Here is a 25,302-nt window from a genome sequence, read left to right as displayed (position 1 = left end):
GCCCCGGGTCATCGGACACGCCGACGGGGGCCGGTCGACCCCGGCGCGTGTCAGGGTGCGCCAGTAGGCTTCCCGACGTGCTGGAGACCCTCGACGCCGCCGCGGTGCGCCGCTGGTGCGCGAGCGGGCTGGCCGCCCTCCAACGGCACCAGGGCGAGATCGACGACCTCAACGTCTATCCGGTGCCGGACGGCGACACCGGCACCAACCTGGTGCTCACCCTCACCTCCGCCCAGCAGGCCCTCGCGATGGACCTGGGCACCCTCCCCGAGGACGGGCACACCCCGCACGGGCACGCGCTGCGGCTGATGGCCCGGGGCGCGCTGCTCGGCGCCCGGGGCAACTCCGGCGTGATCCTGTCGCAGATCCTGCGCGGCTTCGCCGACGCGCTCGCCGCCGCCCCGGCCGTGCGCGGCCGGCTGCTCGCCGCCGCGCTGGGCGACGCGACCACCGCCGCGTACGCCGCCGTCGCCCGGCCGGTGGAGGGCACCCTGCTCAGCGTCGTCTCGGCCGCCGCCCGCGCCGCCGAGCAGGCCGACACCGACGACCTGCGCGCGGTGGCCCGGGCGGCGGCCGCCGGGGCGGCTGGCGCGTTGGCGCGTACCCCCGAGCAGTTGCCGGCGCTGGCCCGCGCCGGCGTGGTCGACGCCGGTGGGCGCGGCCTCTGCCTGCTGCTGGACGCGCTGGTCGAGGTGGTCACCGGGGAGCGCGTGCCCGAGCCGGCGCCCGCGTCCCCCGCGGTCCGCCCGCCGGCCACCGTCGTCCGCGAGACGGGTTCCGACGCGTACGCCTACGAGGTGCAGTACCTGCTCGACGCCACCCCGGAGGCGGTGGCCCGGCTGCGCGGCGAGCTGGACGCGTTGGGCGACTCGCTGGTGGTGGTCGGCGACGGCGGCCCCGGCGTCGGCACCTGGAACGTGCACGTGCACGTCAACGACGTCGGCGCGGCGATCGAGGCGGGGGTGGCCGCCGGCCGCCCGCACCGGATCTCGGTGACCCGCTTCGCCGACCAGACGGCCCCGGCGCCGCGCCCGCCCGCTCCGCTGCCCGACGGGCGGGCGGCGGTGGTGGTGGCGACCGGAGCGGGCATCGCCGAACTCTTCGCCGGCGAGGGCGCGACGGTGGTCCCCGGCAACCCGTCCACCGGTGAGCTGCTGGACGCCGTGCGGGCCAGCGGCGCGGCCCGGGTGGTGGTGCTCCCGAACGACCCCAACACCCAGTCGGTGGCGAGCGCCGCGGCCCGGGAGGCGCACCGGCTGGGCGTCAAGGTGAGCGTGGTGCCCACCCGCTCCCCGGTGCAGGCCCTCGCGGCCCTCGCGGTGCGCGATCCGGGCCGGCGCTTCGAGGACGACGTCATCGCCATGGCGGAGGCGGCCGGCGCCTGCCGGTACGCCGAGGTGTGCCACGCCAGCCGGGAGGCGCTGACCGTCGCCGGGCCGTGCCGCCCGGGTGACGTGCTGGCCCTGGTCGAGGGGGAGGTGCACCTGATCGGCGCCGACCTGCTCGACACCTGCACGGCCGTGGTCGACCGGATGCTGGGCGGTGGCGGTGAGCTGGTCACCCTGCTCTGCGGGGCGGACGCCCCGGCCGGGCTGGCCGACCGGGTGCGCGAGCACGTCGAGCGCTCCTGGCCGTTCGTCGAGGTGCAGGCGTACGAGGGCGGTCAGCCGCACTACCCGCTCCTGATAGGGGTCGAATGACGTCCGAGCCGTCCACGGTGGACACGCCGCTGAAGAAGCTGGTCGGGGAGCGGACCGCCAAGGCCCTGGCGAGCCACCTCGACCTGCACACCGCGGGTGACCTGATCTACCACTTCCCCCGCCGGTACGACGAGCGCGGCGAGCACACCGACATCCGCTCGCTCGACGTCGGCGAGCAGGTCACCGTCCTGGCCCAGGTGCAGCGCACCGCCGTCCGGCCGATGCGGCAACGGCGCGGCAACCTGCTGGAGGTGACCGTCGGCGACGGCTCCGGCGGGGTGCTCACCTGCACCTTCTTCGGCAACCAGGCGTGGCGGGAGCGGGAGCTGCGCCCCGGCCGGTGGGGGCTGTTCGCCGGCAAGGTCACCGAGTTCCGGGGCAAGCGCCAGCTCAACGGCCCCGAATACGTGCTGCTCGGCGAGGGCGGCGACGGCGAGGCGGCGGCCAACGAGGAGGTCGAGGAGTTCGCCGGGGCGCTGATCCCGGTCTACCCGGCCGCCGCGGCCGTGCCGACCTGGGTGATCGCCCGCTGCGTACGGGTGGTGCTGGACACCTTCGACCCGCCGGACGACCCGCTGCCGGCCACCGTGCGGGCCAGCCGCAACCTGGTCGGCATCGGGGCGGCGCTCCGGGAGATCCACCGCCCGTCCAGCAAGGAGGAGCTCTACCGGGCCCGCCGCCGGCTCAAGTGGGACGAGGCGTTCGCCGTGCAGCTCACGCTGGTGCAGCGCAAGCACCGGGCGGCGGACTGGCCGGCGAAGTCCCGGCCCGGCCGCCCCGGCGGGCTGCTCGACGCGTTCGACGCCCGGCTGCCGTACGAGCTGACCAGCGGCCAGCGGGACGTCGGGGTGGAGATCGCCGCCGACCTGGCCACCGCGCACCCGATGCACCGGCTGCTCCAGGGCGAGGTCGGCTCCGGCAAGACGGTGGTGGCCCTGCGCGCCATGCTCCAGGTGGTCGACTCGGGCGGTCAGGCGGCGTTGCTCGCCCCGACCGAGGTGCTCGCCGCGCAGCACCACCGGGGCATGCTCGACCTGCTCGGGCCGCTGGCACAGGCCGGCGAGCTGGGCGGGGCCGACGACGCGACCCGGGTGGAGCTGGTCACCGGCTCGCTCGGCGCGGCGGCCCGTCGCCGGGCGCTGGCCGAGGTGGCCGGTGGCCGGGCCGGCATCGTGCTCGGCACCCACGCCCTGCTCTACGAGGGGGTCGACTTCGCCGACCTGGGCCTGGTCGTGGTCGACGAGCAGCACCGGTTCGGGGTGGAGCAGCGCGACGCGTTGCGGGCCAAGGCCGACCAGCCACCGCACGTGCTGGTGATGACGGCCACCCCGATCCCGCGCACCGTCGCCATGACGGTCTATGGCGACCTGGAGGTCTCCACCCTCTCCCAGCTGCCGCAGGGCCGCTCGCCGATCGCCTCGCACGTGGTGCCGGCCGCCGAGAAGCCGGCCTTCCTGGACCGGGCCTGGCGCCGGGTGCGCGAGGAGGTCGCCAAGGGCCACCAGGCGTACGTGGTGTGCCCGCGCATCGGCGAGGGCCCGCAGAGCGACGAGGAGCCGCCGCCGGAGGACGACAACGGGAAGCGGCCGCCGCTGGCGGTGACCGAGGTGGCACCACTGCTCGCCGAGGGGCCGCTGCACGGGCTGCGGATCGGCGTGCTGCACGGGCGGCTGCCCGCCGACGAGAAGGACGCCGTGATGCGCTCCTACGCCGCCGGTGAGCTGGACGTGCTGGTCGCCACCACCGTCGTCGAGGTGGGCGTCAACGTGCCCAACGCCACCGTCATGATCGTGCTGGACGCCGACCGGTTCGGCGTCTCCCAGCTGCACCAGCTGCGCGGCCGGGTGGGCCGGGGCTCGGCGGCGGGCCTCTGCCTGCTGGTCACCGAGGCGATGGAGGGCTCGTCGGCCCGGGAACGTCTCGACGCGGTCGCCGGCACCACCGACGGCTTCAAGCTCGCCGAGCTGGACCTGGAACAGCGCCGCGAGGGTGACGTGCTGGGGGCGACCCAGTCCGGCCGCCGCTCGCACCTGCGGCTGCTCTCCCTCAAGCGCGACGCCGACCTGATCCGGGACGCCCGGGCGGAGGCGACCGTCCTGGTCGAGGAGGATCCGGAGCTGACCCGCCATCCGGCGCTGGCCGCGTCGGTGGCCGCCCTGGTCGACGAGGAACGCGCGGAATACCTGGAGAAGGGCTGACCCCGTCCCACCCACCCACCCGTCCGGCCGCCCCCCAGCGGGCCCCGCTTACGCGCTGCGGGCTCCGCCTGGCGGCTCAAGATCGTGCTCGATCCGGGAAACAGGGGCATCCGGAGCGGGTGCAGGCCACTGTTTCCATGTTCGAGCGTGACCTTGCGGCGAGTCCTCGCCGCGCGGCGGGGTTCGTGGTGCTGCGGAGGCTCGTCGGGCGGCGGCGCTCGTGGCGCGGTGGTGGCGGAACGGCGCGAGGTGGTGGGAACGGCGCGGGGGCGCGCCGACCGGGTGGTCGGCACGCCCCCGCTGGGCCGGTGACGGGTCAGGCGGTGAAGCGGACCCGACGGCGACGGGCCACCACGAAGAGCACCGCGCCCGCGGCGAGCAGCAGGACGGCTCCGCCCACGATGGCGCCGGCGGCCGGGCCGGTGACCGGCAGGCCGCCACCCTGGCCGGAGCAGTCCTTCGGCTGGGTGTACGGGATGGTCTCGGCGTCCTCGACCACGTCGTACTTCGCCGTGACCTTGAGGCCCGGGTACGCGTCGAAGCTGACCGAGGTGGTCCTGCCCGGCTGGGAGACGAGCTTCTTGGTGACGCCCTTCTCGGTGGTCAGCGTGGCGGTGAAGGGGATGCCCTTCGCCGGGTTCTCCACGATGAAGGTCATCTTGTCGCAGGTCTGCTCGAGCTGGAACACCGGCTCGGCGGGCTCCGCCGGAGCGGACGGCGTGGCGGAGGGGCTGGCCGGGCGGGAGGCGGACGGCGACGGGGTGACCTCGGGCGACCGGCTCGGCTCGGGGGTGGCGCTCGGCGCGGGGGAGCTGGGCGCCGGGGAGCTGGGCGTGGGCGACGGGGTCTCCGCCGGGCCGCAGTCCTGCGAGGGCTGGGCGACGACGCTCTGCCAGGTCTGGATGACCTTGTCGTCGCGGATCCAGCGGGCCTCGACGGTGAGCTTCAGCTCGGGGATCGCGCCCTGGTAGGTGTGGGTCTGGGTGCCGGTGAGCAGCTCCCCGCCCTCCTTGTCGAGGGTCGCGTCGACGGCCAGGCTGCCGGTGATGTCACCGGGCACCGAGGACTCGATCCGGGTGATCTTGCCGGTCAGGTCGGGCACGTTGCTGCCGACCGACCAGTTGACGGTGACGGTGCCGTCCTTGGCCGCGCAGTAGCTGCCGGCGGGCTGGGGGTGGTGGGCCAGGGCCGGGCTGGCCACGGTGGCCACGCCCACGAGGCCGATCAGCGCGCCGGCGGTGAGGGCGGCGGCACGCCGGAGGTGGAGACGGTGCACGTCTGCTCCTGATGAGGGGAGGATCGGAGGGTGCGGCGGACGGAGCGGGACCACGTCCGCGCGGCAACCCGGCAGACACTAGCGAGATCCGTTCGCCGAACGTCACGTCGATCGACACCTCGTAAAGGGTCTGTTATGTATTTGAGATCATTGATGTACGGGCGGTGATCGAACGGTGGCGTCAGCGCCGGTCGCCCGGCCCGCGCGGGTCGTCGCGTAGCGTCAGGGGCATGCGCAGGAGCAGACGGTGACCCGCATCGTGGCCGGGACGCTCGGCGGCCGGCGGCTCGCCGCGCCGCCCGGCGCCGGCACCCGACCCACCTCCGATCGGGTGCGGGAGGCGCTGTTCAGCGCGGTGCAGGCGCACGTGGACCTGGTCGGGGCGCGCTTCGCCGACCTCTACGCGGGTTCCGGCGCGGTCGGGCTGGAGGCGCTGTCGCGGGGCGCCGAGCACGTGCTGCTGGTCGAGTCGGACGCCCGGGCGGCCCGGGTGATCCGGGAGAACGTCGCCGCCCTGCGAGCCGCCCCGGCCGCGCGGCTGGTCACCGGCCGGGTGGCCACCGTGCTCGCCGCCGGCCCGGACGGCGACCCGTACGACGTGGTCTTCGCCGATCCGCCCTACGCGGTGTCCGACGAGGAGATCACCGCGGTGCTCGCCGCACTGGTCGACGGCGGGTGGCTGGCGCCGGACGCCCTGGTGGTCGTGGAGCGGTCCAGCCGCAGCGACCCGGTCGCCTGGGTGGAGGGGATCACCGGCGAGCGCAGCCGCCGCTACGGCGAGACCACCCTTTGGTACGGTCGCCGATCATGAGACGTGCGGTCTGTCCCGGCTCGTTCGATCCGGTCACCAACGGACACCTCGACATCATCGGCCGGGCGAGCCGGCTCTTCGACGAGGTGATCGTCGGGGTGCTGGTCAACCAGTCGAAGAGTGGCCTGTTCACCGTCGAGGAGCGGATCGAGATGCTCCGCGAGGTCACCTCGTCGTACGACAACGTGCGGGTCGAGTCGTTCCGGGGGCTGCTGGTGGACTTCTGCCGCGCCCAGCAGGCGAGTGTGCTGATCAAGGGCCTGCGGGCGGTCAGCGACTTCGACTACGAGTTGCAGATGGCGCAGATGAACATCGGCCTGGCCGGCGTGGAGACCCTCTTCATGCCGACCAACCCGCTCTATTCGTTCCTCTCCTCCAGCCTGGTGAAGGACGTCGCCAAGTGGGGCGGAGACATCTCCTCCCACGTCCCGGACCTGGTGCGCGAGCAGCTCCGGGCCCGGCTGACGCCGCAGCAGCCCGGCTGACCCGGCCACCGCAGCGGTCCGGCGCGACGCGCCGGGCCGGGCCGGATGGGGCACCTGTCGCCCGCGCACGACATCATTGGTGGAGCGGGAACCCGGCCGTAACCCGCATCATGTAGGTCGGCCGACGAACGACAGGAGTGAGGTACCGGTGGACCCGCTCGATCGCATCGACGAACTGATCGCCATGGTGGAGCAGGCCCGCTCCGTCCCGATGTCGCGCAACAACTGCATGGTGGACCGGGGCGAGATGATCGCGGTCCTGGACGAACTGCGCGCCGAACTCCCCGCCGACCTGCGCCGTGCCGCCGCCCTCCTGGAGGAGCGCGACAAGATCATGGAGGCCGGCAAGCGGGAGGCCGACCGGATCATCAGCGAGGGTGAGGCGGAACACGCCCGCCTGGTGTCGGTGAACGAGATCACGGTCTCCGCCGAGCACGAGGGCGCCCGGATCATCGCCGAGGCCCGCGCCGAGGCGCAGCGCCTGCGGGAGGAGGTCGACGACTACGTCGACACCGCGCTGGCGAACTTCGAGCAGTTCCTCACCCGGGCGCTCGCCTCGATAGAGCGGGGCCGGGACAAGATGCACGCGCTGCGGGAGATCGGCACCTTCGCGGGCGACGAGGCGGATCGCCCGCTACCCTTCTGAGCGGCACCCCGGCAGCCGACAGGCGGGGCACCCGACGCCCCCGGTTCGACGGTCGGGTGGTCGCCCAGGTAACCTTTTTTGTCGGCCTCTCACCGGCCGGAGTCTGACTATGCCCAAACACTCGTCTTCATCACTCAACCCCAGGTCGCCGCTGGTCCTCGACACGAGGGACCTGCCGCGCCGCCCTGGTGCGTTGCGTACGGTCAAGCGGGCTGTGCCGGCACCGGCGGACCTCGGCGTGGAGTTGATCGGCGTGCCGGAAGGCGCGGACCTCGACCTCGACCTGAGGTTGGAGTCGGTGTCCGAGGGCGTGCTCGTCTCCGGGACCATCACCGGTCCCGTCAAGGGCGAGTGCGGCCGCTGCCTACGCGAGATCGACGACTCGGTGGTCGTCAACGTCCAGGAGCTGTACGCGTACGAGAACAGCACCACGGACGAGACGACCGACGAGGACGAGGTGGGCCGGATGCAGGACGATCTGATCGACCTGGAACCGGCGCTGCGGGACGCGGTGGTGCTCAAGCTGCCGACCAACCCGCTCTGCCGGGAGGACTGCCCAGGCCTGTGCCCCGAGTGTGGGGTGCACTGGGACGATCTGCCGGCCGACCACAGCCACCAGGAGATCGACCCGCGTTGGGCGAGCCTGTCGCAACTGAACCGTACAGAGGAGTAGGAACCGTGGCCGTCCCCAAGCGCAAGATGTCGCGCAGCAACACCCGGTCCCGCCGGGCGAACTGGAAGGCGGCCGTGGTCGCGACCGTGGCCTGCCCGCAGTGCAAGTCGCCGAAGCTGCCGCACGCGGCGTGCTCCGTCTGCGGCACGTACAACGGCCGCCAGGTCCTCGAGGTCTGACCTGGACGCCGAGTGACGCCCCCGACCGCGGGTCGGGTGGCGCGCGCACCCTGGCAGTCCCCCGGTGTCCCGGCTCCCTCCGACGCCGACCGCGACGCGGTCGACCCCTCGACGGAGCCGGGCACCGCGCGGATCGCCGTTGACCTCCTCGGCGGGGACGATGCTCCCGCCGTCGTGGTTGACGGCGCTCTGCGTGCGGTGCGTACCGACCCCGACCTGCATCTGCTGCTCGTCGGCCCCGAAGAGGTGGCCGGCGGGCTGATCGACGCCCTCGAACCGGCGCAACGCGCCCGGATCTCGGTCCGCCCGGTGCGCCACGCCGTCGGCATGGGCGATCACCCCGTCGCCGCCCGCGCCCACAGCACGGTCCGCGCGGCGGTCACCGCCGTCCGCGACGGTCTCGCGGACGCGCTCGTCTCGGCCGGCGCGACCGGCGCGACCGTCACCGCCGCCGCACTCGGCCTGGGCCGGTGGGCGGGCGTACGCCGACCCGCCCTGGTGGCCACCCTGCCGGCCGTCGCCGGTCCGGTGGTCCTGCTGGACGTCGGCGGTTCGCTGGAGCCCCGCGCGGCCACCCTCGCCCGGCACGCCGTCCTCGGCGCCGCCTATTCCGCGGTGGCGCACGGCGTGGCCGCGCCCCGGGTCGGCCTCCTCTCCGTCGGCACCGAGGCCGGCAAGGGCGACCGCCTGCGCCGCGCCGCCGACCCGGCGCTCGCCGCGGTGCCGCTGCCCTGCGGCTCCCGCTACGTCGGCCTGGTCGAGGGGTACGACGTCGCCCTCGGCGCGCGCGCCGACGTGGTGGTCACCGACGGGTTCACCGGTAACGTGCTGCTCAAGGCGATCGAGGGCGCGTACGCGATGGCCGGCGGTCCCCCCGACAGCGGTGGCGCCCCCCGAGCGGCGGCCCTGCTCGGCGTCTGCGGCACGGTGGTCGTGTGCCACGGCGCGGCCCGACCCGACGACGTCGCCTCCGGCATCGCCCTCGCCGCCCACCTGTGGCGTCGGGGCGCCACCGATCTGATCTCCGGCCTGCTCGACGGCATTCCGCAGGATCCCGCACCCAGCAACGAGGTAAAGCCATGACGAACGACAAGCGGCGACGGGCTCCCGTCGGTCACCTGGAGACGGCCTTCGGGGTGTCGCTCGACCCGGAGCTGCTGGAGCGCGCGCTGACCCACCGCTCGTACGCGTACGAGAACGGTGGCCTGCCCACCAACGAGCGGCTGGAGTTCCTGGGCGACTCGGTGCTCGGGGTGGTGATCACCACCGCGCTCTTCCAGAACCACCCGGACCTGCCCGAAGGGCAGCTCGCCAAGCTGCGGGCCAGCGTGGTGAACATGCGGGCCCTCGCCGACGTGGCGCGCGGCCTCGGCCCGGACGGGCTCGGCGCCTACCTCCTGCTCGGCAAGGGCGAGGAGAGCACCGGGGGCCGGGACAAGGCGAGCATCCTGGCCGACACCCTGGAGGCGCTGCTCGGCGCGATCTACCTCCAGTACGGCCTGGACACCGCCGCCATCGTGATCCACCGGCTCTTCGACCCGTTGATGGCCGAGTCGGCCGGCCGGGGCGCCGCCCTGGACTGGAAGACCAGCCTCCAGGAGCTGACCGCCGCGCTGGGGCTGGGCGTCCCGGAGTACCGGATCGAGGGGACCGGGCCGGACCACCTGAAGACGTTCACCGCGTGGGTGGTGGTGGCCGGCAACCGCTACGGCGGCGCGGACGGCCGCAGCAAGAAGGAAGCCGAGCAGCGGGCCGCCGAGTCGGCCTGGCGGATGCTCACCGAGCAGGCCGAGGCGACGGCGAAGGCCGAGGCGGAGGCCGCCGCGAAGGCGGAGGAGGAGGCGAAGGCCGAGTCGGACGCCGCCGAGGCGGGCGCCGGCCGTGCCTGAGCTGCCCGAGGTCGAGACGGTCCGGCAGGGCCTGGCCCAGTGGGTCACCGGCCGGCGGATCACCACGGTCGAGGTGCGTCATCCCCGCGCGGTACGCCGGCACGCCCCGGGCGGCGCGCACTTCGCCGACGTGCTCGCCGACCGGACGGTGACCGACGTCCGGCGCCGCGGCAAGTACCTGTGGCTGCCGCTGGACAGCGGGGACGCCCTGATCGGCCACCTCGGCATGTCCGGCCAGCTGCTGCTCCAGCCGGTCGGGGCGGCCGACGAGCTGCACCTGCGGGTCCGGTTCCGGTTCGCCGACGACGGTCCGGAGCTGCGCTTCGTCGACCAGCGCACGTTCGGCGGCCTCTCGGTCTCCGAGGGCGGCGCGGAGCTGCCCGCCGAGATCGCCCACATCGCCCGGGACCCGATGGACCCGGAGTTCTCCGACGACGCCTTCGTGGCGGCGCTGCGCCGGCGGCGGACCGAGGTGAAGCGGGCGCTGCTCGACCAGACCCTGATCTCCGGGGTGGGCAACATCTATGCCGACGAGGCGCTGTGGCGGGCGAAGCTGCACGGCGCCCGACCCACCGACGCGCTGACCGCCCCGGCCGCGCGACGGCTGCTCGGGCACGTCCGGGACGTGCTGGGTGAGGCGATCAAGCAGGGTGGCACCAGCTTCGACGAGCTGTACGTCAACGTCAACGGCGAGAGCGGCTACTTCGACCGGTCGCTGAACGCGTACGGCCGGGAGGGGGAGCCCTGCCGACGGTGCGGGGCGCCGATCCGGCGGGAGGCGTTCATGAACCGGTCGTCGTTCAGCTGCCCGCGCTGCCAGCCACGGCCCCGGGGAACCCTCCGGGGATGACCCCGACACGGCTCGGGGTTGCGCCGGTGTGCCGCACCGGGCGCTCCCGGCGCGCCCCCGGGTTCGTACCCTGAAAGGTCCTTTCTGTCCGGTTGGCCGACCCCCGCCGGGCCGGCCGGCCGGTGCTCGCCGGATCCGGGACGAGCCGGGGCCGATCCCCGATGTCCGGGCCCTCCGCCCTGCCTAGCGTCAGCACCGTCGGTGCAGGACCGACGCGTGGAGGGGGACCCGGGTATGGGCAGGCGACCGGTGACGGTGCGGTTGGCGCGGTGGAGTGCGGAGCACCCGTGGCGGGCCATCGCGCTGTGGGTGGTGTTCGTGGCGGTGTGCTTCGTCGGCGGCAACGCCGCGGGCCTCACCGAGGCGACGGACAGGGACATGGCGATCGGCGAGGCGGGACGCGCCCAGCTGATCGTCGACGGCGGCCACTTCGACGACCCCGCCGTGGAGAACGTGCTGATCACGCCGCGCACCGGGGCGCTCGACCCGACCGCCGCGAAGGCCGCGGCCGACGACGCGGCGGCGCGGCTGCGCCAGGTGACCGGCGTCGCCTCGGTCGGTACGCCGGTGCCGTCCCGCGACGGCGCCGCGCTGCTGCTGCCGGTCACCATGTCCGGCGACCCGAAGACCGCCTCCGACCGGGTGCAGCCGCTGCGGGACACCACCGCGCAGGTCCAGGCGGCGCACCCGGGACTACGGGTCGAACAGGTCGGCGGCCCGTCGATCAACCGGGCCCTCGACGACACCCTCGGCAAGGACTTCAAGCGGGCCGAGCTGCTCAGCCTGCCGGTCACCCTGGCCATTCTGATCATCGCGTTCGGGGCGCTGATCGCGGCCGGCGTGCCGGTGCTGCTCGCGCTCAGCTCGGTGGCGGCGGCGATGGGGCTCTCCACCCTCGCCTCGCACCTGGTGCCGGCCACCGACACCACCTCCAGCGTGATCCTGCTGATCGGCATGGCCGTCGGCGTCGACTACTCGCTCTTCTACGTGCGGCGGGAACGCGAGGAACGCGCCAGGGGCCGCTCCGGCCTGGACGCGGTGGAGATCGCGGCGGAGACCTCCGGGCACGCCGTGGTGGTCTCCGGCTTCGCCGTGATCATCTCGATGGCCGGGCTGCTGCTCGCCAACGACGCGGTCTTCTCCTCGCTCGCCGTCGGCTCGATCCTGGTGGTCGCGGTCGCGGTGACCGGCTCGCTGACCGTGCTGCCGGCGCTCCTGGCCAAGCTGGGCCGCTGGGTCGACCGGCCCCGGGTGCCGCTGCTGTGGCGGCTCACCGCCCCGCGTACCGGGCGGCACGGCGGGCGGGGGCCGCGGTTCTGGCCGGCGGTGCTCCGCCCGGCGCTGCGGGCGCCACGGATCACCCTGGTCGTCTCGGTGGGGCTGCTGCTCGCCCTGGCCGCGCCGGCGCTGGGCATGAAGCTGAAGTTCCCCGGCATGGAGGACCTGCCCCGGACCACCCCGGCCATGCAGGCGTACGACCGGCTCACCGCCGCCTTCCCGAGCACCGGCACCACCCACCTGGTGGCGGTGCGGGCGCCCGCCGGGCAGGCCGACCGGGTGCGGGCGGCGCTGACCGACCTGGCCGGTCGGGCCGCCGCCGACCCGATCTTCGCGCCGGCCGAGGGGGACGGCCCGAAGGTCAAGGTGTCGGCGGACCGGCGGGTGTCGGTGCTGGAGGTGGCCACCCCGTACGCGAGCCGCACCGACGAGGCGGCCCGCTCGCTGCACCGGCTCCGTGACGACCTGGCACCCGCCACCCTGCGCGGCATCCCCGGCATCGAGTACGCGATCGGCGGCGGCGTCGCCGACAGCGAGGACTACGCCGCGCACATCCGGGACAAGCTGCCGCTGGTGATGGGCTTCGTGCTGGTGCTGACCTTCCTGGTGATGGTGCTGACCTTCCGGTCGGTGGTGGTCGCGCTCACCTCGATCGTGCTCAACCTGCTCTCCGCCGGGGCCGCGTACGGGCTGCTGGTGCTGGTCTTCCAGGGCGACTGGGCCGGCGGGCTGCTCGGGTTCACCTCGATGGGAGCGATCGTCTCCTGGCTGCCGCTCTTCCTCTTCGTGGTGCTCTTCGGCCTCTCCATGGACTACCACGTCTTCGTGGTCAGCCGGATCCGCGAGGGGGTCCGGGCGGGCATGCCGAACCGTGACGCGGTGGCGTACGGGATCACCTCGTCGGCGGGCGTGGTGACCAGCGCGGCGATCGTGATGGTCGGCGTCTTCGCGATCTTCGCCTCGCTGAGCACGATCGACATGAAGCAGCTCGGCATCGGCCTGGCCGCGGCGATCCTGCTGGACGCCACGATCATCCGGGCGGTGGTGCTGCCGTCGCTGATGACGCTGCTCGGTGACGCCAACTGGTGGGCGCCGCGCTTCCTGCGCGGCCGGGTGGCGACCCCGCCGGCCGACCCGCCGACGCCCACCCCGGAGCTGGTCGGCGCCCGCTGACCACCGCGCCGAGAGGGCCCCGGGCATCGACCGGGGCCCTCTCCCGTGCGTGGACAGGATTAACGGACCGGGCCGCTGGGCATCTGCCCCGCCATGGACGAACAGCTCGAGCCGGCGGCCCGTCGTTGCGCCCCGGCAACCCCCGATTCCTCCCGGAGCGCGTCGTGAGCACCGACGTGCGGCCCGGCACCGTACGGACCAACGTCCCGGCCCGGCTGGACCGGCTCCCGTGGTCCCGCTGGCACTGGATGATCGTGATCGGCCTCGGCACGGTGTGGATCCTCGACGGCCTCGAGGTGACCATCGTCGGCAACCTCTCCGGCAAGCTCGCCGAGCCGGGCAGCGGTCTGAACATCACCCAGAGCCAGGTCACCGGCCTCGCCGCCGCGCTCTACGTGGCGGGCGCCTGCGTGGGCGCGCTCTTCTTCGGCTGGTTGACCGACCGGTTCGGCCGCAAGAAGCTGTTCCTCCTGACCCTCGGCCTCTATCTGGTCGCCACCGCGATGACCGCGCTCTCCTTCGACACCTGGTGGTTCTTCCTGTTCCGGTTCCTGACCGGCATGGGCATCGGTGGCGAGTACGCGGCGATCAACTCGGCGATCGACGAGCTGATCCCGGCGCGGCACCGGGGCCGGATCGACATCATCATCAACGGCACCTTCTGGCTGGGCGCGGCGCTGGGCGCGCTGCTGACCGTGCCGCTGCTCAACGGCCTGCCGACCAACCTGGGCTGGCGGGTGGCGTTCGGGCTGGGCGCGGTGCTCGGCGTGGTGATCCTGATCGTGCGCCGGCACGTCCCGGAGAGCCCACGCTGGCTGTTCATCCACGGCCGCGCCGACGAGGCGAACACACTGGTCGACTCGGTGGAGGCCGAGGTCGAACGGGAGACCGGCAAGGACCTCACCGAGGCCGACAACTACATCGAGATCCGGCAGCGCAAGAGCACCAACTTCCTGGACATCGCGAAGACCCTGTTCCGCCGCTACCCGAAGCGCGCCGTGCTGGGCTTCTCGCTCTTCATCGGGCAGGCGTTCCTCTACAACGCGATCACCTTCGGCTTCGCCCAGATCCTGCAGACGTTCTTCGACGTCCCGCCGGGCAACAGCGGCTACTACTTCGCGGTGATCGCGGTGGGCAACCTGCTCGGACCGCTGTTCCTGGGCCGCCTCTTCGACACCGTCGGCCGGGTCCCGATGATCGCCGGCTCGTACATCGGCTCCGGGGTGCTGCTGCTCGGCACCGCCTGGCTCTTCCACTCGGGCGTGCTCAGCGCGGTGACCATGACGGCCTGCTGGTGCGTGGTGCTCTTCTTCGCCTCGGCGGGAGCCAGCGCGGCGTACCTGACCGTCAGCGAGATCTTCCCGATGGAGACCCGGGCGATGGCCATCGCCTTCTTCTACGCGCTCGGCACCGCCGCCGGTGGCATCACCGGCCCGCTGCTCTTCTCGAAGCTGGTCGGCAGCGGCAAGGTCGGCGACACCGTGCTGGCCTTCGTGATCGGTGCCAGCGTCATGATCATCGGTGGCATCGTCGAGTTGGTGCTCGGCGTGAAGGCCGAGGGGAAGTCGCTGGAGGACCTGGCGACGCCGCTCAGCGCCGAGCACGGCGACATCCCGGCGCAGCGCGGCGGGACCGGCACGCCGGCCCCGGCCACGACCACCGGCTGACGTTCGTCCGTCCCGACGCCGCCCCCGCCCGCCCCGGCGGGGGCGGCGTCACCCTTCTCTCCGGTACGCCCACCGCCCGCCCCCCGGCTGCGCCGGCTCCCGGTCGCCCGCCGGCTGCGCCGGCTCCCGGTCACCCGCCGGTCGACAGACCGCCTGCGAGCGGAGCCCCCGTCGGTTGCCTTTGCTCTGCAGCCACCGACGCAGCAGCGACGCTCGGTCACCGCTGCGTGGGTGGCTGCAGAGCTGCGCAAGCGGGTAACCCAAGCTCAGCGGGGTGATGCGTATGGGGCTGCAGAGCAAAGGCGCGGAAATCCGGGACGCGACCGCATATTTCTGACCACTGCCGGTAACCATCCGGGCGGTACCCAGCGTGACGAAACGCCGAGAGGCGTCGGGCCGGCTTCGGTGGCCGGTCAGGGCAGGGGGCAGGGCTCCCGCCACGCGTCCAGGCTGCGGTCCTTGCGGATGGAGGCGAAGCCGTACCCGACGGTGGTGACGCAGAACGTGGCCGGGTCGCCGCTGTACTCCACGTGGAAGACCGGCTTGTCGGCGTCGACGAAGGGCAGCAGCCTGGCGCACTCCCGCCGCCGGACGCACTCCTGGTTGACGGCGAAGTCGAAGTCCGGGGCCAACGCCGCGACCTGCGGCACGGCGTCGACCAGGCCGGGGGAGAGGTCCAGCGAGCGGGCCAGCGCGGCGAGCCGGCGGTTGACCAGCAACTGGTCGTCGAAGGAGATCGGGAAGCCGGGGCGGTGCGCGTACGCGTCGGCGTCGGCGAGCGCGACCGCGCCGAAGCCCTTGCCGCGGCAGAGCCGGAAGCGGTCGGCCAGCACCGGGGCGAGGCTGTCCCACCGCCGTACGTCCAGCCAGCGGCTGCCCGGCCGGCCGGCGACCGGGGCGCCGCGCACCGCCACCGGCCAGCGGCTCGCGTCCGGGTCGGTCCCCGCGTACGTCCCGACGGCGACCTGGCAGACCAGCCGGCGGTGCCGGGCGCGCAGGGCGGCGGTCTCGGCCGCGGTGGTGGTGACCGGGTCGAGCAGGAAGACGTCCGCGTCGACGGTCACGTCGACCGGGCCGGTGAGCTGCCACTGCCACTGCCAGTGGCGGGCCGACGCGGCCGGCCAGACCGTGGGCGCTCCGGGCGGGGCCAACGGGGTGGCCCGGCAGGCGACCAGCGGGGCGAGCAGGGTCAGGCCGAGTGCCGCCGCCAGCATCCGGCGCACTCCGCGTCGGCCGAGGCGCGCCGGCCGGTTCCGCATCGGCAGCTCTCCCGGGTCGCGGGCGGCACCGCTGCCGCCCCTGGGAGGTACGCCGGGTTTCGCCCGGCGTACCTCACCCGGTCAAACGAGTCCGTCTCGGAGACGACGCGGTCAGCGCGGGGTGCCGAAGTCCTGCGTCCAGTACGGCCCGTTGCTCCGCGCCACGCCCACGCCGATCTGGGTGAACGAGCAGTTCAGGATGTTGTCCCGGTGGCCCTGGCTGTTCATCCAGTCGCGCATCACCTCGGCCGGGGTCGGCTGGCCCCAGGCGACGTTCTCGCCGTAGCCCCGCCAGGCGTAGCCGACCCGGTCGAGCCGCTGACCCACCTTGCTGCCGTCGCTGCCGGTGTGCGTCATGGTGCGGTGGTCGGCCTGGTCCTGGCTGTGCCGCTGCGCGGCGGTCATCAGCTTGCTGTTGACGCTCAGCGCCCTGCAGCCGGCCTTGGCCCGCTCGGCGTTGACCAGGTCGACGACCTTCTGCAGCTCGGCGGTGATGCCGGTGCCGGTGGTGGTGGAGGTGGTCTTCGCTCTGGTGGTGCTCGGCGCGGAGCTGCGGGGCAGGTCGCGCGATGCCGCGGTGGTCCGGCTGGGCACGGGCTTGACCGTCCGGCTGGGCGTCGGGCTGGGCCGGGTCGCGCTCGGCGACGTGGTCGGCGAGGGGGCGGCGAGCGCGTCGGCCGGGGCGGACGAGGTGTCCGGGACGGCCGGGGCGGCGGCGACGGTGTCGTCGACGGCGGCGGTCGCGTCGGAGCGCGGGTCGCTGTTCGGCAGCACCAGGGCGCCGACGCCGAGGCTCACCACCAGGGTCGCCGCGGCGGCGGCCCCGCCGATCAGCAGCGGACGGGGGAAGCGCCGACCGTTGCGGTGCCGTCCGTCGGCCGACCCGTCCGGGCCGGCGCCCCGCACGGCGGTCAGGTCGACCGGGGCGGTCCGGTCGTGCGCGGCCCGCTCGAAGGGCGCGACCGGGTAGGGCAGCTCACCGGTCCGGTCCTGCGCGGCCCGCTCGAAGGGCGCGACCGGGTGACCGGCGCGCTCGAAGGGGGCCACCGGGTGCGGCAGCCGCCCGGTCGGCTCCGACTGCCACCTCGGCGCGCCGGTCGGCTCCTGCGGCTCGTCACCGAAGAGGTACGACGACCGTGGCTCCGGTCGGTCGGTGAGCCACGCCGGTGGTTGGTCGGTCGGGGGCTCGGGGCGCCGGGGAGCGCCTTCCGGGTCGATCGGGTCGGTCCAGCCGTACACGCCTGTCGCCTCCATGGGTGGGTTGCGGGCCGGGGTGACGCTACGGGCGGGCCGAGAGCTGCGGCAACGTGGCTAAGAAAGAGTTAAGGCGAAGTCGACTCGCGACGTGACCGCAACCACAATGTCGGGCGTACAGTAAAGGCGTCCGGACAGAGCGTGTCCGCGCCTTGTGGCAGCCCCCCGACAAGTGGACAGGTCGACGTGGAGATGATCTACGGCCTGCGAGAACTTGACGAAGGAGGGGGTCTCGGCTCAATATATAGGTGTCGCCAGTCGCGCCCGGTCATGCCCGCATATCGTCGGGGATGAGAGCTGCGAACACCAGGGCGCGCGTTGGCCGGCCTTTCCGGCAGCGCATATCAAGGAGTCAGCATGGCGAAGGCCCTCTACGGCCACGTAGGTGCAGCGCCCGACCGGCGTCTGCTCGACGAGGTCACCCGACTGCGTGCCAGGGTTCAGGCACTGGAGTTCGAGATCACGCGTCTGCGTGCCGACAATGATCGGCTGGCGGCGGCTGCGGCGGAGGCGGACGACCTCCTCCGACTGGCCGAGCCCGCGCTGACCTGAGCCCCGGTCGTCGGAAAACTGAATCGCACCAACCGGTAAATCGCGCGCCGACACGGAAAGTGCCGGCGCGCAGCTCTGTCCGCACCCATTTCCGGATCACCATTTCCGATCTTGCGCCCCGTCGGGAAATGCGGCGGACGGGTCGACCCGCTAATGGGGATCTTGCAGTTTCCGCGTCGTCCACCGCCGATCCGCGAACCGGACCGGGTGGGTCGCGTACCAGGGTGCCGCCACCACCGGGTTAGTCTGCGGGTTCACCAGGTCCGCGTCTCCGGCGACGGTACGGCGGCCACCGGACGAGGATCGAGAAGGTGCATCTCAAGAGCCTGACGGTGAAGGGCTTCAAGTCCTTCGCCTCCGCGACGACGCTGAAGCTGGAGCCCGGGATCACCTGTGTGGTGGGTCCGAACGGCTCCGGCAAGTCCAACGTCGTCGACGCCATCGCCTGGGTGCTCGGCGAGCAGGGCGCGAAGGCGCTGCGCGGCGGCAAGATGGAGGACGTCATCTTCGCCGGCACCGCCGGCCGGGCGCCGCTGGGCCGGGCCGAGGTCACCCTCACCATCGACAACACCGACGGCGCCCTGCCGATCGAGTACACCGAGGTCTCCATCACCCGCCGGATGTTCCGCTCCGGCGAGAGCGAGTACGAGATCAACGGCGACACCTGCCGGCTGCTCGACATCCAGGAGCTGCTGTCGGACTCCGGCATCGGCCGGGAGATGCACATCATCGTCGGGCAGGGGCGGCTCGACGGCATGCTGCACGCCAAGCCGGAGGACCGGCGGTCGTTCATCGAGGAGGCGGCCGGCGTCCTCAAGCACCGCAAGCGCAAGGAGAAGGCGCTGCGGAAGCTCGACGCGATGCAGACGAACCTCAACCGGCTGACCGACCTCACCGCCGAGCTGCGCCGCCAGCTCAAGCCGCTGGGCCGGCAGGCCGAGGTGGCCCGCCGTGCCGCCGCCATCCAGGCCAACCTGCGCGACGCCCGGCTCCGGCTGCTCGCCGACGACCTGCACACCCTGCGGACCACGCTGGACAAGGAGATCGCCGACGAGACCGCGCTGCGCGAGCGGCGTACGGAGCTGGACGCCGAGCACACCGAGGTGCAGGCCCGGCTCGGTGAGCTGGAGGCCGCCCTCGCCGAGGACGCGCCGCTGCTCGCCGCCGCCCAGGACACCTGGTACAGGCTCTCCGCCCTCGCCGAGCGGTTCCGCTCGATCGAGCAGCTCGCCCGGGAACGGCTGCGGCACCTCAGCGCCACCCCGGACGACGAGCGTCCCGGCCGCGACCCCGACCAGTTGGAGGCCGAGTCGCAGCGGGTCCGCGAGCAGGAGGAGGAGCTGCGGGCGGCGCTGACCGACGACCAGATCCGGCTCGCCGAGGCGGTCGAGCACCGGCAGGAGCTGGAACGCCAGCTCGCCGCCGCCGAGCGGGAGCTGGTGGCCGCCGCCAAGGCGATCGCCGACCGGCGGGAGGGGCTGGCCCGCCTCACCGGCCAGGTCAACTCGGCCCGGGCCCGGACCACCAGCGCCGGCGAGGAGATCGAACGGCTCGCCGTCGCCCACACCGACGCGCTGGCCCGCGCCGAGAAGGCCCAGGCCGACCTGGACGCCGTCGCCGAGCAGTCATCCGAGGCGGACCGGGACAACGCCGACCTGGACGCCCGGCACGCCGAGGCGGTGACCGTCCACGAGCAGGCGCAGGCCGCCGTCCGGTCGCTCGCCGACGCCGAGCGCGCGGCCGAGAAGGACGCCGCCACCTGGAAGGCCCGTGAGGAGGCGCTCGCCCTCGGCCTGCGCCGCAAGGACGGCGCGGGTGCCCTGCTGGCCCGGGCCGGTGACGTACCGGGTCTGCTCGGCAGCCTGGCCGGGCTGCTCACCGTCGCCCCCGGTCACGAGGCGGCGCTGGCGGCGGCGCTCGGTGGGCTCGCCGACGCGGTCGCGGTCAGCGGCGTCGACGAGGCGGTCGAGGCGATGCGGCTGCTGAAGATATCCGACGCCGGCCGGGCCGGCCTGCTGGTGGGCAGCCCCGCCGGCCCCGGCATGGACGGCTCGCCCGACGTGCTCCGGCCCAAGCTGCCCGAGCACGCCCACTGGGCGCCCGACCTGGTGGAGTGCGCCGCCGAGATCCGCCCGGCCGTGCACCGAGCGCTGCGGGACGTGGTGCTCGTCGACGACCTCGCCGCCGCCGCCGAGCTGGTCGCCGGCAACGCGGAGCTGCGCGCGGTCACCCCCGACGGTGACGTGGTGGGGGCGTACGCGGCGGCCGGCGGGTCGGCGAAGGCGCCCAGCTATCTGGAGGTGCAGGCCGCCGTCGAGGAGGCCCGGACGAACCGGCTCGCCGCCGAGCGGACCAGCGCCGAGCTGCGCGAACAGCTCGTCGACGCGCGCGCCGAGGTGGCCGTCGCCAAGGAGGCGGTGCAGCACGCCGCCGCGGCCAGGCGGGAGGCGGAGAGCCACCGCAACGCCGCCGCCCGCCGGCTGGCCGAGCTGGGTGCCGCCGCCCGGTCGGCGAAGGCGGAGACCGACCGGCTCGGCGAGTCCCGGGCCCGCGCCGAGGCGGCCCGCGAACGGGACCTGCTGACCCTGGCCGAGCTGGAGGAGCGGCTGCGGCTGGCCGAGGACACCCCGCTCGACGCCGAACCCTCCACCGAGGAGCGGGACCAGCTCGCCGCGCTCGTACCCCAGGCCCGGCAGAACGAGATGGAGGTCCGGCTCGCGGTGCGTACCGCCGAGGAGCGGGTCTCCTCGATCGCCGGCCGGGCCGACTCGCTGGCGCGGCAGGCCGCCGCCGAGCGGTCCGCCCGCGAGCGGGCGGCGGCCCGGCGGGCGGCCCGCACCCGTGGCGCGGCGATCGCCCGCGCCGTGGTCGGCGGCGCCCGCGAGGCGCTGACCCGGCTCACCGTCTCGATCGGGCAGGCCGAGGAGCACCGCGACGCCGTCGCCCGGCAGCGCGCCGCGCGCGAGGCCGAACTCCAGGAGGTACGCGGCGCGGCCAAGCGGCTCGGCGCGGAACTGGACCGGCTGACCAGCCAGGTGCACCGGGACGAGGTGGCCCGCGCCGAGCAGCGGATGCGGATCGAGCAGTTGGAGGCTAAGGCCGCCGAGGACTTCGGTCTCGACGTGCCCACCCTGGTCGCCGAGTACGGCCCGGAGCAGCTCGTCCCGCCCACCCAGGTGGACGTCGCGGCGGCCGAGAAGGACGGCCTGCCGGTGCCCGAGCCGGTCCGCTACGAGCGGCCGGTGCAGGAGAAGCGGGCCGCGAAGGCGGAACGGGAACTGGCCCTGCTCGGCAAGGTCAACCCGCTCGCCCTGGAGGAGTTCGCCGCGCTGGAGGAACGCTTCAAGTTCCTCTCCGAGCAGCTGGAGGACCTCAAGGCCACCCGGCGGGACCTGCTCACCGTGGTCAAGGACGTCGACGACCGGATCCTGGAGGTCTTCGCCAGCGCGTTCGCGGACACCGCCCGGGAGTTCGAGCAGGTCTTCACCGTGCTCTTCCCCGGCGGCGAGGGGCGGCTGATCCTCACCGACCCCGACGACCTGCTGACCACGGGCGTCGAGGTGGAGGCCCGGCCCCCGGGCAAGAAGATCAAGCGGCTGTCGCTGCTCTCCGGCGGCGAGCGGTCGCTGACCGCGGTGGCGATGCTGGTGGCCATCTTCCGTGCCCGGCCCAGCCCGTTCTACATCATGGACGAGGTGGAGGCGGCCCTCGACGACGTCAACCTGGGCCGCCTGATCACGTTGCTGGCGCAGTTGCGGGAGAAGAGTCAGCTGATCGTCATCACCCACCAGAAGCGGACGATGGAGATCGCTGACGCGCTCTACGGTGTGACCATGCGCAGCGGGGTCACCCAGGTGATCAGCCAACGGCTCAACCGGGCCGACGACGACGAGCGGCCTGGCCGCGGCGAGGAGAACGACTAGTGGCTCGGGAACGCGCGACGGCCCTCCTGATCGACTTCGACGGGGTGCTGCGCCGCTGGGACCCGACGGTGGCCGCCCGCGTCGAGCGGGCGTACGGGCTCTCCGACGGGGTGCTCGGCGAGATCGCCATGTCGTGGGACGTGCTCCAGCCGGTACTGGTCGGCAAGGTCAGCCACGCCGAGTGGATGAGCAGCGTGGCGGACGCGCTCACCCCCTCCGTCGGCGACGCCGGGCGAGCCCGCGCGGCAGTGGCCGAGTGGCAGCGCTACCGGGGCGAGGTCGACCCGGAGGTGCTGGCCTTCGTCCGGGAGGTGCGGGCAGCGGGCGTACCGGTGGGACTGGGCACGAACGCCACCGACCAGCTCGACGCCGACCTGGCCGCGCTGGGGCTGACCGACGACTTCGACGTGGTGGTCAACTCGTCGGTGATCGGGGTGCACAAGCCCGCGAAGGAGTATTTCCAGGCGGCTTGCGAGGCGTTGGCGACCCCGCCGGCGCGGGTGCTCTTCGTCGACGACGAGCCCCGGGCGGTCGCCGGGGCCCGGGTGGCGGGTCTGTCGGCGCACCGCTGGGGCGGTCCGGCCGACCTGCGTTACCTGCGGGCCGCGCTGGCGTACTGACCGGGGTGCCGGCCCGACCACGCGTCGGGCCGGCCGGCCCGTCAGTCGGCGAGCACCCGGTGCAGCAGGTTGGCGGTGGCGCGGGCCAGGCGCGGGTCGGCGACCTCCGGGTCGGCCAGCACCCGGGTCCAGCCCAGCGAGCCGGCGGCGAACACCCAGGCGCCCGAGGTCGCCCGACAGAGACTGCTCTGCTGCCGGATGGTCCCGCCCTCCCGGCTGAACGGCGAGTCGGCGAGCAGCGTCCGCTCCACCGTCGCCGGGCCGGCCACCCCCGGCATCCGCTGGTCGGCCTCGCCCCACACCACCTCGGGGATCAGTTCGCCGTCGCGGACGCCCGTCCCGGCCCAGAACCAGTGGTCGCTGCCCCGCACCACCAGCGGCGCGTGCCCGTCGACGACGCTGACGTACTGGACGCCGATGAACTGCTGCTCGGGGTTGCCGGTGGCGCGCCACCTCGTCGTCGGCGGGACCGGGCCCCCCTTGGGCACCGCGCTCTTGGCGCAGCGGACCAGCCGGTCGCCGTGCCCGTAGTCGATCCGCCAGTAGCAGTTGTTGGCGCCGAGGAAGACCAGGCTGGTGCCGCCGTTGCGGGCCGCGACGACCGCCCGGCGCATCGACGCCGACCAGTACTCGTCGTGTCCGGGGAAGACGACCGCCCGGTACCGCCCCGGGTCCACCCGCCCGGTGTGCAGGTCCTCGCTGGTGGCGTACGTGAACTCCGGACCCTGCCCCTCGGCCCACTGGACGAAGCCGATGTCGTGCTCGGCGAGCTGGGGGAGACCGCTGTCGGAGTACGGCCGGTCGTGGCTGACCGCCCGGGCCCGGTGGTCGGCGTCCCGGTGCCCGCCGCCGGCGTAACCGTAGTAGAGGCTGGCGCCGGTCCGCCCGTCCAACGGCCAGCCGTTGTACGCCTGCCAGGTGCTGGTGGGCAGGACGACCAGTGCCCCGTCGGTGCGCGCCGGGTCCCGGACCACGAACGGGATCCACCGGTGGTGGTCGCTGTCGCTGCTGAGCAGGGCCAGGTAGAGGCCGCTCGGCCAGTCCGGGAGGACGCGCAGCCGCCACCCGGTCGACCAGGCGCAGGAGACCGCCCCGGTGTCGGGGTCGACCTGCGGCGCGGGCTGGCGGGTGCCGGGCAGCCATGGGCTCGCGGTCACCGTCCGGGCCCCGGCGCCGCCGTAGTGGCCGATCCGGTGGACGGTCACCCGCCAGCGCCGGGCCGCCGCCACGGAGACCCGGAACTCCAGCTCCTGGCCGGGGGCGACGCTGGTGGCATGCGCGTACCCGGCGATCTCGCCGGCGCGGTCGGTGCCGAACCGGTGCCCGGTGAGCCGGAATCCGGTGGTGCCGGGACGGGTGTTCTCCGCCGCCACCGTCGGCCGGCCCGGCGCGGGCCCCCGGTCAGCCGTGGGCGGCACGTCCGTCGGATCCCCGGGATACCACGGGTCGGCCGACGGGGCGGCCCGCGACGGCCGGCCCCCGCCGTACGTCGCGCCGCCCAGCACCGCCGCCGCCCCGACCGCCCCCAGCATGCCCAGCGTCCTTCTCCGGGTATGCGTCGTCCAACCCCCGTCGACCATCGTCGTGCTCCCGCCTCAGCGGCCCCCGTGTCCGCCGTGCGGCGTCCGGGAGGACGGACGCACGGCGGGTACGGACCCGGCCACGATCCGCACACCTGGCAGACGCGTCCCGCGCGGGGGTGGTTGCCGGCCCGGTGTCGGGTGTGGACGGTCGGTCGGGTGGCGCGGCCGATCGGCGGACCGCCTCGGCCGGTCGGGGGAGGTGTGGCGTCAGTCGCCGGTGACGCCGTCGATGCGTTCGCGGATCAGGTCGGCGTGACCGTTGTGCCGGGCGTACTCCTCGATCATGTGGAGGTAGACCCAGCGGACGTTCCTGGTCTCGACGGTGCCGTCGCGGCGCGGGCGCCGGAAGGCGTCGTCCAGTGACAGGCCGGCGGCGGCCTCGCGGGCGGCCTCGACCTCGGCGGTGAAGGTGGCGAAGTCGGCCTCCGCGTCGGCGTCGGCGACGGCGTTGAGGTCGTCGTCCGGGTCGTCGTCGGATTCGTAGAGGCCCGGGAGGTCCTGGCCGGCGGCCCGGATCCGGAACCACCAGCGCTCCACGGCCGCCATGTGCCGGACCAGGCCGAGCAGGGTGAGGCCGGAGGGCTCGACGCTGGGCGTCTTCAGTTGCTCGGCGGTCAGGCCGGCGCACTTGAGCAGCAGGGTCTGTCGGTGGTAGTCGAGCCAGCTCTCCAGGGACGCGCGCTCGTCGCCGTTGGTCTGTTCCTTGGTCCGGTTGATCTCCGGTGCTCTCCAGGTCATCCGGGCATCCTTGCCGACCGGTCCGACAATCCGCGACCGGTATTCGGCGGCTCAGGGCACGACGACGACGGGCCAGCGGCCGGTGCGGACCAGGCGGGTGGCGACCGAGCCGACCAGGCGGTGCCCGGCCTGCTCCGAGGAGCCGACCACCACCAGGTCCGCCCGGGTCTCGTCGGCCGCGCGGCGGAGTTCGGCGTACGCGTCGCCGCGCCGGCACAGGAACGTCACCGGCACGCCGAACTCCTCCGCGCCGCGCCGGCACTCCCGGCGCAGCTCGTCGGTCAGCTCGTCGTGGGTGCGCTGCACCGCCCCGGCGTCCATCCCGGGCACCAGGGCGGCGAAGCCGGCGGGTGAGCTGACGAAGACGACGACCAGGGCGGAACCCTGTCGGCGGGCCAGGCCGGCGGCGTACCAGCCGGCCCGCTCGGAGGTGCGGGTGCCGTCCACCCCGACGAGCACCACCCGGGGCCCGTCCGTGCCGCGTTCGTAGGGCAGCGGGCGGGCCTCCGGGCCGTACTCCTCGCGGTCGTCGACCGGAGTGCTCATCC

General features: G+C 74.0%; 22 protein-coding genes. 16 read left to right on the top strand and 6 right to left on the bottom strand.

The window, feature by feature from the left end; genetic code table 11:
• Positions 1–77 precede the first annotated feature (77 nt).
• The 3 genes from ABUL08_RS16775 (at position 78) to ABUL08_RS16765 (ending at position 4,210) form a co-directional block, all read left to right on the top strand.
• Entirely contained in the window at positions 78–1,700 is a 1,623-nt protein-coding gene (locus tag ABUL08_RS16775) for a DAK2 domain-containing protein (protein WP_350930851.1), read from the top strand.
• On the top strand, positions 1,697–3,898 hold the full coding sequence (recG, locus tag ABUL08_RS16770) for an ATP-dependent DNA helicase RecG (protein ID WP_350930850.1): 2,202 nt from the start codon (positions 1,697–1,699) through the stop codon (positions 3,896–3,898). Before ABUL08_RS16775 ends, recG begins: the two co-directional genes overlap by 4 nt.
• 147 nt (positions 3,899–4,045) lie before the next feature.
• Positions 4,046–4,210 (top strand): hypothetical protein, encoded by a 165-nt coding sequence (locus ABUL08_RS16765; RefSeq protein ID WP_350930849.1) that lies wholly within the window; start codon positions 4,046–4,048, stop codon positions 4,208–4,210.
• Between the two features lie 4 nt (positions 4,211–4,214).
• On the opposite strand, the gene ABUL08_RS16760 is transcribed toward ABUL08_RS16765, so the two are convergent.
• Positions 4,215–5,174, bottom strand: coding sequence for a cell wall anchor protein (locus ABUL08_RS16760; protein ID WP_350930848.1), 960 nt, complete (start codon positions 5,172–5,174; stop codon positions 4,215–4,217).
• A 247-nt stretch (positions 5,175–5,421) separates the two neighbouring features.
• Between ABUL08_RS16760 and rsmD the strand changes: the two genes are divergently transcribed.
• The 10 genes from rsmD (at position 5,422) to ABUL08_RS16710 (ending at position 14,825) form a co-directional block, all read left to right on the top strand.
• Positions 5,422–5,985, top strand: a complete 564-nt coding sequence (rsmD, locus tag ABUL08_RS16755) for a 16S rRNA (guanine(966)-N(2))-methyltransferase RsmD (protein WP_350930847.1) — start codon at positions 5,422–5,424, stop codon at positions 5,983–5,985.
• Positions 5,982–6,470 (top strand): pantetheine-phosphate adenylyltransferase, encoded by a 489-nt coding sequence (gene coaD, locus ABUL08_RS16750; protein WP_350930846.1) that lies wholly within the window; start codon positions 5,982–5,984, stop codon positions 6,468–6,470. Before rsmD ends, coaD begins: the two co-directional genes overlap by 4 nt.
• Positions 6,471–6,618: 148 nt before the next feature.
• The gene (locus tag ABUL08_RS16745; RefSeq protein WP_073830394.1) at positions 6,619–7,116 is read left to right on the top strand and encodes an SPFH domain-containing protein; all 498 of its coding nucleotides are present in this window, start codon (positions 6,619–6,621) and stop codon (positions 7,114–7,116) included.
• A gap of 109 nt (positions 7,117–7,225) precedes the next feature.
• Positions 7,226–7,789: a YceD family protein gene (locus ABUL08_RS16740; RefSeq protein ID WP_350930845.1), complete on the top strand. Its 564-nt coding sequence runs from the start codon at positions 7,226–7,228 to the stop codon at positions 7,787–7,789.
• 5 nt (positions 7,790–7,794) lie between these two features.
• Positions 7,795–7,968, top strand: coding sequence for a 50S ribosomal protein L32 (gene rpmF, locus ABUL08_RS16735; protein WP_088646032.1), 174 nt, complete (start codon positions 7,795–7,797; stop codon positions 7,966–7,968).
• Positions 7,969–8,100: 132 nt separating this feature from the next.
• On the top strand, positions 8,101–9,051 hold the full coding sequence (locus tag ABUL08_RS16730; RefSeq protein ID WP_350938674.1) for a phosphate acyltransferase PlsX: 951 nt from the start codon (positions 8,101–8,103) through the stop codon (positions 9,049–9,051).
• Positions 9,048–9,857, top strand: a complete 810-nt coding sequence (rnc, locus tag ABUL08_RS16725) for a ribonuclease III (RefSeq protein WP_350930844.1) — start codon at positions 9,048–9,050, stop codon at positions 9,855–9,857. The genes ABUL08_RS16730 and rnc overlap by 4 nt, the downstream gene beginning before the upstream one ends.
• A complete protein-coding gene (gene mutM, locus ABUL08_RS16720; RefSeq protein ID WP_350930843.1) occupies positions 9,850–10,707 on the top strand; it encodes a bifunctional DNA-formamidopyrimidine glycosylase/DNA-(apurinic or apyrimidinic site) lyase in 858 nt (285 codons plus the stop codon). Before rnc ends, mutM begins: the two co-directional genes overlap by 8 nt.
• A gap of 234 nt (positions 10,708–10,941) precedes the next feature.
• The gene (locus tag ABUL08_RS16715; RefSeq protein ID WP_350930842.1) at positions 10,942–13,158 is read left to right on the top strand and encodes an MMPL family transporter; all 2,217 of its coding nucleotides are present in this window, start codon (positions 10,942–10,944) and stop codon (positions 13,156–13,158) included.
• A 164-nt stretch (positions 13,159–13,322) separates the two neighbouring features.
• Positions 13,323–14,825: an MFS transporter gene (locus ABUL08_RS16710; protein WP_350930840.1), complete on the top strand. Its 1,503-nt coding sequence runs from the start codon at positions 13,323–13,325 to the stop codon at positions 14,823–14,825.
• A gap of 413 nt (positions 14,826–15,238) precedes the next feature.
• Here the strand turns inward: ABUL08_RS16710 and ABUL08_RS16705 are convergent, their stop codons facing one another.
• Together ABUL08_RS16705 and ABUL08_RS16700 are read right to left on the bottom strand one after the other, a co-directional pair.
• Positions 15,239–16,084 (bottom strand): endo alpha-1,4 polygalactosaminidase, encoded by an 846-nt coding sequence (locus ABUL08_RS16705; RefSeq protein WP_350930839.1) that lies wholly within the window; start codon positions 16,082–16,084, stop codon positions 15,239–15,241.
• A 111-nt stretch (positions 16,085–16,195) separates the two neighbouring features.
• Positions 16,196–17,338, bottom strand: a complete 1,143-nt coding sequence (locus ABUL08_RS16700) for a CAP domain-containing protein (RefSeq protein WP_377521752.1) — start codon at positions 17,336–17,338, stop codon at positions 16,196–16,198.
• A 357-nt stretch (positions 17,339–17,695) separates the two neighbouring features.
• Between ABUL08_RS16700 and ABUL08_RS16695 the strand changes: the two genes are divergently transcribed.
• The 3 genes from ABUL08_RS16695 to ABUL08_RS16685 all read left to right on the top strand — a co-directional run bounded on the left by ABUL08_RS16695 (position 17,696) and on the right by ABUL08_RS16685 (position 22,433).
• Entirely contained in the window at positions 17,696–17,890 is a 195-nt protein-coding gene (locus ABUL08_RS16695) for a hypothetical protein (protein WP_007456482.1), read from the top strand.
• A gap of 311 nt (positions 17,891–18,201) precedes the next feature.
• Positions 18,202–21,813 carry a chromosome segregation protein SMC gene (gene smc / locus ABUL08_RS16690; RefSeq protein ID WP_350930837.1) on the top strand — a complete coding sequence of 1,204 codons (3,612 nt, stop codon included), beginning with the start codon at positions 18,202–18,204 and terminating at the stop codon, positions 21,811–21,813.
• Positions 21,813–22,433, top strand: a complete 621-nt coding sequence (locus ABUL08_RS16685) for an HAD family hydrolase (protein WP_350930836.1) — start codon at positions 21,813–21,815, stop codon at positions 22,431–22,433. The genes smc and ABUL08_RS16685 overlap by 1 nt, the downstream gene beginning before the upstream one ends.
• Positions 22,434–22,474: 41 nt before the next feature.
• Here ABUL08_RS16685 and ABUL08_RS16680 read toward each other — a convergent pair whose 3' ends face one another.
• The 3 genes from ABUL08_RS16680 to ABUL08_RS16670 all read right to left on the bottom strand — a co-directional run bounded on the left by ABUL08_RS16680 (position 22,475) and on the right by ABUL08_RS16670 (position 25,300).
• Positions 22,475–23,965 carry a N,N-dimethylformamidase beta subunit family domain-containing protein gene (locus ABUL08_RS16680; protein ID WP_350930835.1) on the bottom strand — a complete coding sequence of 497 codons (1,491 nt, stop codon included), beginning with the start codon at positions 23,963–23,965 and terminating at the stop codon, positions 22,475–22,477.
• Between the two features lie 258 nt (positions 23,966–24,223).
• Positions 24,224–24,754: a DinB family protein gene (locus ABUL08_RS16675; RefSeq protein WP_350930834.1), complete on the bottom strand. Its 531-nt coding sequence runs from the start codon at positions 24,752–24,754 to the stop codon at positions 24,224–24,226.
• Positions 24,755–24,805: 51 nt separating this feature from the next.
• Positions 24,806–25,300 (bottom strand): universal stress protein, encoded by a 495-nt coding sequence (locus tag ABUL08_RS16670; RefSeq protein ID WP_350930833.1) that lies wholly within the window; start codon positions 25,298–25,300, stop codon positions 24,806–24,808.
• Positions 25,301–25,302 lie beyond the last annotated feature (2 nt).

This window comes from Micromonospora sp. CCTCC AA 2012012, from assembly GCF_040499845.1.
GTDB lineage: Bacteria > Actinomycetota > Actinomycetes > Mycobacteriales > Micromonosporaceae > Micromonospora > Micromonospora mangrovi.
Note: the sequence above shows the minus strand (reverse complement) of the source record. Positions and strands in the feature narration are given on the sequence as shown.

Excerpts from the sequence above, each read along its gene's own strand:
- recG (WP_350930850.1), top strand. The coding sequence starts at position 1,697 with ATGACGTCCGAGCCGTCCACGGTGGACACGCCGCTGAAGAAGCTGGTC.
- coaD (WP_350930846.1), top strand. The coding sequence starts at position 5,982 with ATGAGACGTGCGGTCTGTCCCGGCTCGTTCGATCCGGTCACCAACGGA.
- ABUL08_RS16740 (WP_350930845.1), top strand. The coding sequence starts at position 7,226 with ATGCCCAAACACTCGTCTTCATCACTCAACCCCAGGTCGCCGCTGGTC.
- rnc (WP_350930844.1), top strand. The coding sequence starts at position 9,048 with ATGACGAACGACAAGCGGCGACGGGCTCCCGTCGGTCACCTGGAGACG.
- ABUL08_RS16715 (WP_350930842.1), top strand. The coding sequence starts at position 10,942 with ATGGGCAGGCGACCGGTGACGGTGCGGTTGGCGCGGTGGAGTGCGGAG.
- ABUL08_RS16705 (WP_350930839.1), bottom strand. The coding sequence starts at position 16,084 with ATGCGGAACCGGCCGGCGCGCCTCGGCCGACGCGGAGTGCGCCGGATG.
- ABUL08_RS16700 (WP_377521752.1), bottom strand. The coding sequence starts at position 17,338 with ATGGAGGCGACAGGCGTGTACGGCTGGACCGACCCGATCGACCCGGAA.
- ABUL08_RS16695 (WP_007456482.1), top strand. The coding sequence starts at position 17,696 with ATGGCGAAGGCCCTCTACGGCCACGTAGGTGCAGCGCCCGACCGGCGT.
- ABUL08_RS16680 (WP_350930835.1), bottom strand. The coding sequence starts at position 23,965 with ATGCTGGGGGCGGTCGGGGCGGCGGCGGTGCTGGGCGGCGCGACGTAC.
- ABUL08_RS16675 (WP_350930834.1), bottom strand. The coding sequence starts at position 24,754 with ATGACCTGGAGAGCACCGGAGATCAACCGGACCAAGGAACAGACCAAC.
- ABUL08_RS16670 (WP_350930833.1), bottom strand. The coding sequence starts at position 25,300 with ATGAGCACTCCGGTCGACGACCGCGAGGAGTACGGCCCGGAGGCCCGC.